This window comes from Streptomyces sp. NPDC014889 (assembly GCF_043081205.1).
Lineage (GTDB): Bacteria > Actinomycetota > Actinomycetes > Streptomycetales > Streptomycetaceae > Streptomyces.
On the sequence record NZ_JBIBWH010000008.1, the window covers coordinates 233,214 to 244,966 of the forward strand.

Consider the following 11,753-nt stretch of genomic DNA (forward strand, 5'->3'; position numbering starts at 1 on the left):
TGCTACTGTGCTGCCCCGTACCGGGTCGCAATCGCCCGACCTCGCAAGAACCGCACACGGGACCACGATCCACGCGACGAGGAGGAAACATGTCCGCCCACTGCCAACTCACCGATCGACAGCCCGGCTTCGGCCATCACATCTCCCACTCCCACCGGCGCAGCAAGCGCCGCTTCGACCCCAACATCCAGCGCAAGCGCTACTGGCTGCCGAGCGAAGGCCGCCACGTCCGGCTCACCCTCTCCGCCAAGGGCATCAAGACGGTCGACACGATCGGCATCGAGGCCGCGGTGGCCCGCATCCGCGCCCGGGGCGGGAAGGTCTGATGGCAAAGAAGAGCAAGATCGCGAAAAACGAAAAGCGGCGCCTCGTCGTGGCCCGCTACGCCGCGCGCCGCGCCGAACTGAAGGCGATCACCTCGTCACCCCAGGCGTCCGACGACGAACGCGCCGCCGCCCAGAGGGAACTGCGCCGACAGCCCCGCGACGCCAGCGCCACGCGCCTGCGCAACCGCGACTCCGTGGACGGCCGCCCCCGCGGCCACCTGCGCGCCTTCGGCCTGTCCCGCATCCGCGTACGCGAGATGGCCCACGCAGGCGAACTCCCCGGCGTGACCAAGAGCAGTTGGTGACCCACACCGCTTCCTCGGCCGTCCGGGCACGCCTGGCGTGCCCGGACGGCCGTCCCAGAGCAACGGCGAACCGTGCGCACCCCCGAGCAGCGAAGCACCAGCCGGAAGCACTCGCCCGGCGGAGCGCGGGAAGAGCACTCCAGCCGCACCAGACCCCGCGTCGCCGCACGTCCTCATAGGCCGCCGCCAGTCCGGGGGTCTCCGCGCCGCCCAGCGCCCACGCCACGACCCCTTCCTCACCGGCAGCGTCGACGTAGTCCGCGCCGTGCCGCGGCTCGGCCTGTGCGACCACATCGAAAATGCGGCATGAGTGCCCCCGTACCTGTGTTCCTCGCCTTCCCCACCGCCAGCCGGTAACTGAAAATGATAATTATTATCAGAGCTACAGTGGCGTACTACGGAGGAAGACAGACGATGTACGACGTGATCGTGGTCGGCGGCGGGCCTGCGGGCCTCAACGCCGCGCTGGTGTCAGGGCGTCAGCGCAGGCGGGTCCTCCTGCTGGACTCGGGCCGCCCGCGCAACGCGCCCGCGGCGCAGATGCACATGTTCCTCAGCCGTGACGGGTTCCCGCCCGCAGAACTGCGCCGCATAGGCCGGGAGCAGCTCAGCGCCTACCCGAACGTGGTCGTACGTGAGGCGACCGTCACGGCCGCCGTGTCCGAGCCGCCGGGGTTCGCCCTGACGCTGACGGACGGCGCGGTGGAGCGGACCCGCAAACTGGTCCTCGCCACGGGGCAGGTCGACGAGCTCGACGAGCAAGTGGAAGGGCTGTCCGCGCTGTTCGGCCGGGGGGTGTACCACTGCCCGTTCTGCCACGGCTGGGAGACCAGCGGGATGAGCCTGGCCGTCCTCGGGCATGAACTGCCGCAGGTCATGCAGGCCCTGTACGTGGCCGACCGCTTCAGTGACGACGTGGTCGTGTGCACCAACGGGCACCCGGTGCCCGAACAGGCCGCGGGCAAGCTCGCCGATGCCGGTATCACCGTGGAGGAGACGGCCGTGACCCGGATCGAGGGCGAGGCAGGTGCACTCCGCCTGGTCCTCGCCGACGGCCGGGTCCTCGAACGGCAAGGCGTCTACCATCGGGCGCCCACCCGCCAGCACTCCCTGCTGGCCCAGCAGTTGGGGTGCCGAATCCTGCCGGACGGCTGTGTGCGGGTGGACGAGTTCCAGCGCACGTCCGTGCCGGGTGTGTACGCGGCCGGGGACACCGCCCGTCTGGAGGCGTTGCCGGACGCCCTCACCTTCGTGATCACGGGAGCCGCCGACGGCGCCCGTGCCGCGGTCTGGCTGGACCAGGAACTCTTCCGCGAGGACGCCGGCCTGGGCGGCTGACCCCGGAGTGCGGCGGGGACGGCCTCCGCCCCGCCGCACTCCACTCACCGTTCGTCCGGTTCCCGCAACGCGGCGGCGAGTCCCGCCACCGTCGGCTGCCGGAGGAAGCGGCGCGGTGTCACCCGCCCCAGTCCCTCCCGGGCGAGTGATGCGAGCATCCGCACGGCGAGCAGCGAGTCGCCGCCGAGCGCGAAGAAGTCGGCGCTGCGCTCGTCCACCGCACAGTCCAGCAGCTTCTGCCAGTGCGCGGCGACGGCCCGTTCCACCTCGTCCCGGGGCGGTCCCGGCTCCGCTCCGCCGGCCGCCGTCGCGGGTACGGACAGGCGTCGTCCGGGTGCCGGCCGGGTCGTCTCCGCCTGCTCACCGTCGACCGCCTCCGGCAGTTCGACCAGGGCGGACCAGCCGTCCGGCTCGACCAGCGACTCCACGGTGGCCATGAGATCGCCGAACATACGGTCGACGTCCTTGCCCGCGAACAGTTCCTCCACCAGCGAGAAGGCTACGACGAGTTCGCCACGCAGCTCGAACAGCCGGAGTTCAAGGGCCACCTGAGGCGTCCGCAGCTGCTGGTGGTGGCTCAGCAGGTCGATCACTCCGAGCGGTCCGGCCTCCTGCGGCACCTCGCTGCCCAGCGCCGCGTCCACGCCCAGGGTCGACTGGAAGACGACGGGGGCCACCGGACGGTGGGTGCCTCGCCGGCGGCCCAGTTCGCGGGAGACCTCCACCCCGGTGATCAGGTTGTGGGCGAGCGCGTCGCCGATCTCCTGCTGGGCCCGGGTGGCGAGGTCGGCGAAGACCGGGGCCGGCGGCAGGTCGACGGGCAGCAGCATGGTGGAGGAGAAGGCTCCCACCAGCCTGGACACGTCGGGATGGAGCGGGAGCCGGTTCAGCTGAAGGGTGTTGAGCAGGAAGCGGCGGTGGCCGCAGGCCCGGGCGACGGCCGCGGAGAAGGCGGCGAACATCGCCGCGGACGGGGTCACGCCGTGTTCGGTGCACAGACGGCGCAGCGCCGACCAGCACTGCGGGTCCAGCACCGCCTGCCGGGTGCCCATCAGGGTAGGGCGCACCTCCCCGGGGTCGGCCACCAGCGGCAGGGCCGGCGGCAGGGGGAAGCCGTCGACCCGGTCCCACCACCAGTCGCGGTCCTGCTGCCACGCCCGTGTGCCGGGCAGGTCCCGCAGGGTCGTCACGTAGTCGCCGTAGTCGATGTCCAGGGGGGCGAGGACGGCGTTGTAGTCGGAGACCAGGGCGAACAGGTCGCGGTAGAAGACGCTGGAGGACCAGCCGTCGATGATGAGCAGGCTGGTGGAGGAGTGCAGCCGCGCGCGGTGGCCGGGCATCAGAGTCAGGCGCATGTCCAGGCCGCAACCCTGGGACGGGTCGGGGCCCTCGGTGCTCATCTCGTGCCGGATCTCGGCGAGCCGTGCGGCGGCCGTCTCCTCGTCGGCGTCGCGGAGGTCGGTGACCCGCAACTGCGGTATCGCCTGCGGATCGTCCAGGGGCAGGATGTGCTGCCGGCCGTCGGGCAGGATCCGGGCCCGCAGGACGGCCTGGTGCTCGGCCAGTCTCTCCAGGGCGTCCTGCAGCGCTTCGGGGGCTTCGTCGGCGTCGATGTCCTCCAGCCCGATGTCCACGTAGTGGTGGGCGGAGCGGTAGGACAGCTCCCAGGCGTCCTGCTGGCCCACGAAGTAGCCCTGCTGGAGCGGCAGGAGCGGGAACGGGGCGTCCGGGTCCTCGCGTCGGCGCAGGTCCAGGGGCAGCGGGCGCAGCGCGCCGGTTGCGGAGCCGGTGCTGCGTTCGTGGACGAGCGCGGCGAGCTGCGCGGCACTCTGCTCGACGCGGACGTCCGCCAGGGCCAGCGGCGTGCCCAGCCGCTTGCGCAGCATCGCAGCCATGCGGACGGCCAGGACGGAGTCGCCTCCCAGACTCAGGAAGCTGGCATGGGCCGGTACGGCGGTGAGGTCGGTCTCCAGGGCGTCGGCCCAGACGGCGCGGACGGCGTCGACGAGATCGGCCGGGGCCGTCCGCGCGTCGGCGGTGAGGTCGGGGGCGGAGGAGGAGGTCAACAGGAAGCTCCAGTCGGGAGGGTGGTGCGGATGATGTCGTCCACGGCGTGGACCCGTGGGAGGGGAACGGCAGGTGGCAGCCGGTCGGCGAGCGCGGCGCGAACGCGGCCGGGGTCCGGTCTGGTGCCGTGGGCCCTGACACGACCTGCGATGACACGCTGGCCCGCGGCCGCGGCCAGGGGATGTCTTTCGTGCGGCAGGATGGGGAGCGGGTCGAAGCCCGCCGCGTCCAGTTGCCGCGTCCACTCATCGGCGGTGAGGAAGACCCGGTCCTGGTCGGCTCGCAGGTCCGTGAACCAGCCCTGCTCGTCGGGCGCGGGCGACATCAGCAGGTACATGGAGGTGAGCGCCTGGTAGTGCTCCTGGCACGACTCCACCAGGACCAGCAGTCCGTCGGGGGCCAGCAGCTCCCGCAGGGCCGCCAGGGACCGGCCGGCGTGCCGTGCGTTGTGCAGGACGTTCGCCGCCAGGACGACGTCCTGGGAGCCTGCCTCGAAGCCCTGCGCGAGCGGGTCGGCCTGGATGTCGAACAGGGCGTGCCGCAGTCCGGGGCGGTCGCCGAAGACGTCCTTGGCCGCCCGCAGGAAGAACGGGGAGACGTCCGTGAAGAGATAGTCGACGGGAGTGCCGCCGAGGGCTTCCAGGACGGTGCCGGTGGTACCGCCCACTCCGGCCCCCGCTTCCAGGACGCGCAGAGGAGTCGGTGCCGTCCGTCGGCGGGTCTCTTGGGCGATCAGGGAGGCAGCTGCGTGATTGGCCCAGCGGCTGGGGACGCTGTCGCGGTAGTTGCCCTGCGCGGTGTTCGTCTCCCCGTCGGGGAAGAGCACCTCGTGCAGGGTTGCGCGGTCCTGGAGGAGCAGCGGCAGCCGTTCGGCCGCGGCCCGGAAGAAGCGGGTCATGGACGCCGGGTAGCCCAGGCCCCGGCAGGCGGCGTCCAGCTCGCGCAGCGCCCGGGCGTGGTCGCGGCGGTCGGGCACCTCCAGGGAGTGGTGGCGGCTCGTCGACGCGTCCAGGCCGAGCCGGCCCTCGGCGGTCAGGGTGCGCAGCCAGCGCCGTACGATCCACGCGTGCCGGGGGGCGACCGCCAGGGCTGCGAGGACCTCGTCGGTGCCGTGTCGGCCACCGTCGCGGAACAGGCGGGTCCGGTCCAGCACCCGGGCCATCGTCAGCAGTGCCGTCTCGTCGAGCTGCCGCATCAGTGCCGGGAGAGCGGCCAGGTCGGTACCGCGTACGGCGGTGTCGCCGGCGTCCGCGGCCCGGCTCGCGGCGCGGGCGTCGTCCCGGCCGGGACCAGATGTTTCCCGCGTCGCCGGGAGCGGTCCCGCCACCAACAGGGTGTCCTGCCCGCCGCCGCGCAGGAGCTGCCAGTCCGTCACGTTGGGCAGCCCGGTGAGGACGGCGTCGTTGAGCGCCTCGTTCACGGGTGACCGTCCTCGGTGCCGTCCACCACGGTGATCGCCGGCGGTGTCGCGTGCGGGTCGGCTTGGCGCAGGTGGTCGCGCAGTACTTCGGGCAGGCGGCGCCGTACGAACAGGGGGAACGGCTCGTGGGCGGCCGGGCCGGAGGGCATCGGGGTGTCCTCGGCCGCGGCAGGGGCGCAGTGTGCGGGAGCCGCCACGGCCAGCATGCGGGGGTCGGCGACGTCGAGCAGTACGGCGGCGTCCACTCCGTCCAGGGCCTGGCGCAGGGCGTACGGGGTCACCGCCCCCGGCGCGTCGCGGAGCAGGGCGTTGGGGATGCCGTGGACGACGACGGGGCCGCCGCCGAGCGCACCGCGCAGCACTTCCCGCACGTCGCTCCCCCGGTGTTCGTCCCAGGACGTCCGGCGCACACGTTGAGCGCCTGGTCCGCCGGTGTGCGGGCCGACGTGCAGGACGACGTCGTAGCGGTAGCGGGTGAGTTCGGTGTCCTCGGACATGGTGCGGGCGTGGACGCTCATGCGGACCGGCCGCGGCTGGGCGGCGGCCGCGGCGGCGACGGCCGCGGGAGTGAAGGACAGTTCCTCGTCCGCCTCGGCGGCGGCCGCGGCCCTGGCGGCGATCGTCGTGTCGTCCGCCTCGGGGTCACGCGCCCGTTCCAGCCGACCGAAGTGGTCGAGCAGCAGGCCGGAGTGCCGGATGTCCCCCACGACCACGGTGCCGCCGTCCTGGACGGCGGACAGCGCGCCGTGCAGAACGGCCGTCAGATAGGCCAGATCGGGGAAGCACTGGGTGACCGAGTTGAGCAGCACGCAGTCGGGGAGCACATCGGGACCGAAGACCGCGTCCATGGCGTCCCACACCTGGGAGGAGGCCGTCTCGTGGGCGGCGGCCCGGACGAACCCGGTGCGGGGCAGGCCCGCGGCGGTGAGGCGGTCCACCGCGACCTGGGCGACGTCGGTGCCCACGTACCCGTCCAGGCGCGGGTGCAGGCGGTGGGCGAGCAGGCCGGTGCCGCAGCCGAGTTCCAGCAGTCTGGTCGGGTTCTGGGACAGGACGAGGTCCACGGTGCGGTCCACCCAGTCGCGCATGTGGGCCTCGGGCAGCGGCGCCCCGGTGTCGGAGGCCCGCCATCCGGACAGGTCCAGGTCGTCGGCGTGCCGACCCTCCCCCGTTTCGTACACCCATTCGTAGACTTCGGCCCATTGTTCGAGGTGCTCGCGCAGCAGGGGGCCCGGCTGGGGTGAGGCGGCCACCGCGCTCGGGTGCGGGACGACCAGGGCGCCGCCGTCGGGTGCGGGGCGTGCCCGCGCCACCCAGGGGTGGGCGGACAGCAGGTCCGCCATCCGTGCGGTGTGGTCAGCCGTGCTGTTGTCGGACACCGGGGTGCTCCGTTCGATCGTGGTGGGGTGGTCGGGGGCCAGGGGCGACCCCGTGGTCAGGCGGCGCCCGGTCAGGTGCAGGACGCGGTCGGCGCGGGCGGCCGTGCCGGCGTCATGGGTGACGGTCAGGACCGCCGGGCCGCTCCTGCGCAGCCGGTCCAGCAGGTCGAGGACGACGCGCGCCGCTGCCGGGTCCAGGCCCGCGGTGGGCTCGTCGAGGAGCAGCACGTCGGGGCCGGCGGCGAGGGCCCGGGCGAGGACGACCCGACGGCGCTGGCCACCGGAGAGCGTCGACGGTCTGCGGTCGGACAGTTCGGCGGGGATTCCCACGGCTTCGAGGAGTTCTCTCGCCCGTTCCCGCCCGGCGGTTCCGGTCATGCCGTGGAACACCTTCAGCGGCCGGGCCACCGACCGGCCGGCGGTGTGCGCCGGGTTGAGTTCCGTCACCGCGTCCTGTCCGGCCAGTTGGACGGCTCGCAGCATCCGCCGGCCACGCAGGCGGGTGGCCCAGGGCAGCGGGCGTCCGTGCAGCAGCAACTGTCCGCCGGCCGGTGGGCGGCGGCCTGCCAGGGCGTGCAGCAGGGTCGTCTTTCCGGTGCCCGACGCTCCCATGACGGCAAGCCAGCCGCCTGCCGGCAGTTCCAGTTCACTGGGGTGGAGCAGCGGTGTGCCGTCCGGGGTGAGCAGAGTCAGGCCGTGCGCCGACAGCAAGGGGGACGGTGACGGGACGGTGGCGGCCCGCGCAGGCGGGGACGGATGCCCGGTCACCGGGGGTTGGGTGGCCGGCCGGATCGGATTCCGTACCGAACGTGCCTGGGGTGCCGGGCCGGGGGTCGGCCGCGGGTCGGCGGCGAGCACCAGGGTCCGGTCGGCCAGTTCCGCGGCCAGCCGGGCCTCGTGCGTGACCAGGACGACGCCCCGGCCGGGAACACCTCGCCGGGAGCGCACCACTTCGGCGACCAGATCGGCCGTGGCGCGGTCCAGCGCCGAGGTCGGCTCGTCCAGTACCAGCAGTTCGGGGTCGGCACACAGGGCTCGGGCCAGGGCGACCCGCTGGGCCTGCCCGCCGGAGAGTTCCCCCGCGCGCAGGGAGGCGAGCCCGGGCGGAAGGCCCAGCTGGTGCATCAGGGCCTCGACCCGCTGTGCGCGGGCGGCGGCGTCGCCGGTGAACTCCTCGCCGATCAGCCGGTCCACCCGCCACAGCGGGCTCAAGGCCGCGCCGGGGTCCTGGCCCAGCACGCCGCACCGGGCACGCCGCCACCGCCTGGCCGCCCGGCCCCGCGGTACCGTCGCCCCGCTCCAGCGCACTGTGCCGGCCGCGCGGTGCAGGCCGTCCGGAAGGACGTCGAGCAGGGCGCGCAGCAGGGTGGTCTTTCCCACGCCGGATGGGCCGGTGACGGCCAGTACCTCCCCGGAGCCGACAGTCACGTCGACCGCTGGCAGCATCGTCGCGCCGTCACGGGTGCGGCGGACGGTCAGCCCCTCGGCCGCCAGCAGGGGCGTACGGGCGGCAGTGGGGGCGTGGGCCGTCATACCGCCTCCCCCGGCCTGCGGGCGGCCGTCCGGGCGGCCGCGGCGAACACCCAGGCGCAGCCCGCCAGGGGAACGGCGGGGGCCAGCAGTGCCAGGGGGTTGAGCGCGGCGCCGGGAAGGTTCTCACTGAGCATCAGGGCCCAGTCAGGCGCCGGGGGTTGGGGTCCCAGACCGAGGACGGCGAGGGCGGCCGCGATCTGTAGTGCGGTGACCAGCCGGAGTCCGGCGTCGGCGGCGACCAGGCGGCGCAGGGCGGGCAGCACCTCGTGGAGCAGGACGGCAGGTGTGCGCTCGCCCCGTGCGACGGCGGCGTGCACATGACCGCTGTCGCGCAGCTGCGCGCACTGGGTGGCGACGACCCGTGCGGTCAGCGGCGCACCCGCGAGCACCGCCGCCACCACGACCGCCGTGGCCCCGGGCAGCGCCGTGGCCAGCACCAGCGCCAGGACGAGGGCGGGGACCGCAAGCAGCAGATCGCACAGGGCCCGCACGGCACGGGTGGTGCGGCCGCCCGACCAGCCCGCGGCGAGGCCGAGGGCCGTGCCGCAGACGACGGCGGCGGTCGCGGCGAGCAGAGACACGGTCAGGAGCTGGGTGCCCCCGGCCAGGACCCGGGACAGCACATCGCGCCCCAGGACGTCTGTGCCCAGCGGATGCCGTCCGCCGGGCCCTGCCCAGGGCGCGGCGACGGTACGCTCCGGCGGGTGGGGAGCGGCGTACCGGCCCAGCGGTACGCACACCAGCAGGACGACGGCCGCGGCCCCGGGCGCCGTACGGCGGGCGGCGGCCGGGAAGGACGGCACGGACCGGCCCATCACCCGCCCCCTCCCGCGGCTTCCGGCACGGACCGGCCGCCATGCAGCGCCGGGCCCGGCACCGTGGTGCGGCGGGCGGCCAGGTCGGCCAGGATCATGCCCAGCAGCAGCACGGCGGCCGGCAGGAGGGCCGCGGCCTGGATGACGGGAACGTCTCGCACCGCGACGGCCGACACCAGGAGCTGACCGGTGCCCGGGTAGCCGAACACCGTCTCCGCCAGGGCGGTTCCGGCCATGAGGCCGCCGGCCAGCAGGGCCGTCACCTGGAGCGCCGGCGCGTACAGGAAGGGCAGGACGTGCCGGTACAGCACCAGCGGGGCGGGCAGGCCGCGCAGCCGCGCGTCGGTCACGTGGGGACGGCGCAGGGCGTCGCCCATCGCTCCACGCAGCAGGACGGTGGCGAACGCGGCCGAGGGCAGGGCCAGGGTGAGGGCGGGCAGCGCCAGGAGCCGCGGATCGGCCAGGGGCGAGGCGCCGGGCGGAAGCAGGGACACGGGAGGCAGCCAGCCCAGCAGCCCGGCCAGGACCGCGCCGAGCACCGCCGCGTAGACCGGCTGCGGCACGGCGGCCAGCCCGGTGGCGGCCGAGCCGCCCCGGCCGCCGCGCAGGTACGTGACGGTCAGGGCCGCCACGGTCAACAGCACGGTGCCGGCCAGCGCCACTGCGACCAGGACGGCGGTGGCTGGCAGCCGTTCCGTGAACAGCGCAGCCACCGGCCGCCCGCCCGCCAGCGAGTGTCCCAGGTCCCCCCGGATCACGCCGTACAGCCAGTCGAGGTAGCGCACCATGGCGGGCCGGTCCAGCCCGAGCCGGTCGCGCTCCGCGGCGACGTCCTCCGCGGAGGCCCGACCCGCGGTCCTCAGTTCCCCGGCGTCGCCGGGAAGCAGTTCGGTGGCCATGAAGACCACGGCCGTGACGGCGACGGCCAGGGCCGCGGCACGGCCGACCGGACGCAGGGCACGGCTGACAGTGCGCAGGGTCACTTGGCCATCCACGCCTGGTCGATGAACATGCGCTGGAAGCCGGGCCCGTCGGGCAGTCCGTGCACGCCGGGCGCGGTGAGGTCCAGGCCGTCCCCGGTACCCCAGACGACGTAGCCGCCGTCCTTCCACAGCTCACGCTGGATGCCCGAGAGCAGTTGCCTGCGCCGCGCCTCGTTCGCGGTGGACATCGCCTGGGCGAAGCCGCTGTCGAAGGTCTTGCTGCGCCAGGCGGTCTCGTTGGTCGGGGAGTCGGACAGCAGCCCGACGCGGACGAGGTCGGGGAAGGAGATGCCGCCGTAGTAGCCGGTATAGAACGCCTTCTTGGCGTAGACAGCGGTCCAGTAGGTGTCGGCGGGCTCGACCTTCACCTCGGCGTGGACGCCGATGTCGGCAAGCTGCTGGGCGTAGAGGGTGGCCGCGGTGTCCATGCCGGGGTAGGAGGTGGTGGTGTGCAGGGTGACGGACAGTCCGTCGGCGTGGCCCGCTTCCGCCAGCAGCTTCCTGGCCTTCTCCACGGCACGCGCGCGCTGCGGCAGGTCCTTGGGGGCCGACGGGTCGTAGGGGGTGGGAAGGTCGTTGGCGACCTTGCCGTAGCCCAGGAACACGGTGTCGACCAGGGCCTTGCGGTCGGCCGCCAGGCGGAACGCCTCGCGGACCCTGGGATCGTCGAACGGTTTGGTGTCCAGGCGCATGATGAACGGGTACTCGGTGACTCCGTTCCGCCGGATCACCTGTGTCTTCGCCGGGGAGCCGGCGCTCTTGACCGCGGCGGGGCTGACACTGCCGGCGACGTCGGCCTGTCCGGAGGCGACGGCGTTGGCCCGCGCCTGTGGGTCGGCGACGGCCTGGATCTCCATCCGGTCCAGGTGCGGTCGCTCGCCCCACCACTTGTCGTTGCGGACCAGGACGGTGGTCTGGGCGCTGGTCTGCTCCACCCGGTACGGACCCGAGCCGGTGACGGGGCGGGAGAAGTCCTTGGTGCCCTCGGGTACGACGAAGGTGACGGATTCCAGCGCCCGGGGCGCGTCGGCCATCGGGGCGCGCGTGGCCAGGACGACGGTGTACTCGCCGCGGGCCGTGGACTTCTCCATGTCGAAGTCGGCGAGCCGGCCGTAGTTCTCGGCGGCTTTGCTGCTGATACGCCGCAGGGAGTACAGCACGTCGGCGGCGCGTACCGGCGTACCGTCGGTGAAGCGGGCGTCCTCGCGCAGGGTGAAGGTCCAGCGGGTCATGGCGTCGTTGGGCTTCCACGACGTGGCGAGCCGCGGTCGGGTCCTGCCGTCCTTGCCGGGGACGGTGAGCACGTCGTACGTCAGGGCGAACCGCAGGACGTCGGACTCGTTGCCGAGACCGCCGTGCGGGTCGTCACTGGCGGTGGCGGGCGATCCGGCGAGGGCGTAGCGGAGGGTGCCGCCGTCGACCGGTGCGCCGGTGCCGGACGTCGGGGTGTGGGTGCCGGGTGGCTCGGAGCAGGCGCTCAACAGCAGGGTGGCGGTCGCCGCCAGGGCGACGAGTGCGGATCTGCGGCGCAGGGGAACATGGGGCGACGAGTGCTGGTGCATGGTTTCTTTCCGCGAGAGCTTCGGG

At 73.8% G+C, this 11,753-nt stretch carries 9 protein-coding genes; 3 read left to right on the forward strand and 6 right to left on the reverse strand.

From position 1 onward, the window contains the following. Positions 1-89 precede the first annotated feature (89 nt). The 3 genes from rpmB (at position 90) to ACF09J_RS18060 (ending at position 1,969) form a co-directional block, all read left to right on the forward strand. The gene (rpmB, locus tag ACF09J_RS18050; RefSeq protein WP_361421660.1) at positions 90-326 is read left to right on the forward strand and encodes a 50S ribosomal protein L28; all 237 of its coding nucleotides are present in this window, start codon (positions 90-92) and stop codon (positions 324-326) included. Further along, positions 326-631 (forward strand): 30S ribosomal protein S14, encoded by a 306-nt coding sequence (rpsN, locus tag ACF09J_RS18055; RefSeq protein WP_392306396.1) that lies wholly within the window; start codon positions 326-328, stop codon positions 629-631. The genes rpmB and rpsN overlap by 1 nt, the downstream gene beginning before the upstream one ends. 414 nt (positions 632-1,045) lie before the next feature. Next, on the forward strand, positions 1,046-1,969 hold the full coding sequence (locus ACF09J_RS18060; protein ID WP_361421654.1) for an NAD(P)/FAD-dependent oxidoreductase: 924 nt from the start codon (positions 1,046-1,048) through the stop codon (positions 1,967-1,969). Between the two features lie 44 nt (positions 1,970-2,013). Here the strand turns inward: ACF09J_RS18060 and ACF09J_RS18065 are convergent, their stop codons facing one another. Genes ACF09J_RS18065 through ACF09J_RS18090 form a run of 6 tightly spaced genes read right to left on the reverse strand, consistent with a single transcriptional unit; the run spans position 2,014 to position 11,728 of the window. Further along, positions 2,014-4,035, reverse strand: a complete 2,022-nt coding sequence (locus ACF09J_RS18065; protein ID WP_392306397.1) for a condensation domain-containing protein — start codon at positions 4,033-4,035, stop codon at positions 2,014-2,016. Then, positions 4,032-5,456 carry a class I SAM-dependent methyltransferase gene (locus ACF09J_RS18070; RefSeq protein ID WP_392306398.1) on the reverse strand — a complete coding sequence of 475 codons (1,425 nt, stop codon included), beginning with the start codon at positions 5,454-5,456 and terminating at the stop codon, positions 4,032-4,034. Before ACF09J_RS18070 ends, ACF09J_RS18065 begins: the two co-directional genes overlap by 4 nt. Next, positions 5,453-8,368, reverse strand: coding sequence for an ATP-binding cassette domain-containing protein (locus tag ACF09J_RS18075; protein ID WP_392306399.1), 2,916 nt, complete (start codon positions 8,366-8,368; stop codon positions 5,453-5,455). The genes ACF09J_RS18070 and ACF09J_RS18075 overlap by 4 nt, the downstream gene beginning before the upstream one ends. After that, on the reverse strand, positions 8,365-9,183 hold the full coding sequence (locus ACF09J_RS18080; protein ID WP_392306400.1) for an ABC transporter permease: 819 nt from the start codon (positions 9,181-9,183) through the stop codon (positions 8,365-8,367). Before ACF09J_RS18080 ends, ACF09J_RS18075 begins: the two co-directional genes overlap by 4 nt. Continuing rightward, the gene (locus tag ACF09J_RS18085) at positions 9,183-10,166 is read right to left on the reverse strand and encodes an ABC transporter permease (protein ID WP_392306401.1); all 984 of its coding nucleotides are present in this window, start codon (positions 10,164-10,166) and stop codon (positions 9,183-9,185) included. The genes ACF09J_RS18080 and ACF09J_RS18085 overlap by 1 nt, the downstream gene beginning before the upstream one ends. Further along, entirely contained in the window at positions 10,163-11,728 is a 1,566-nt protein-coding gene (locus ACF09J_RS18090; RefSeq protein ID WP_392306402.1) for an ABC transporter substrate-binding protein, read from the reverse strand. The genes ACF09J_RS18085 and ACF09J_RS18090 overlap by 4 nt, the downstream gene beginning before the upstream one ends. Between the last annotated feature and the right edge of the window lie 25 nt (positions 11,729-11,753).

Coding starts and splice junctions, on each gene's coding strand:
- rpmB (WP_361421660.1), top strand. CDS start 90: ATGTCCGCCCACTGCCAACTCACCGATCGACAGCCCGGCTTCGGCCAT.
- rpsN (WP_392306396.1), top strand. CDS start 326: ATGGCAAAGAAGAGCAAGATCGCGAAAAACGAAAAGCGGCGCCTCGTC.
- ACF09J_RS18060 (WP_361421654.1), top strand. CDS start 1,046: ATGTACGACGTGATCGTGGTCGGCGGCGGGCCTGCGGGCCTCAACGCC.
- ACF09J_RS18075 (WP_392306399.1), bottom strand. CDS start 8,368: ATGACGGCCCACGCCCCCACTGCCGCCCGTACGCCCCTGCTGGCGGCC.
- ACF09J_RS18080 (WP_392306400.1), bottom strand. CDS start 9,183: ATGGGCCGGTCCGTGCCGTCCTTCCCGGCCGCCGCCCGCCGTACGGCG.
- ACF09J_RS18090 (WP_392306402.1), bottom strand. CDS start 11,728: ATGCACCAGCACTCGTCGCCCCATGTTCCCCTGCGCCGCAGATCCGCA.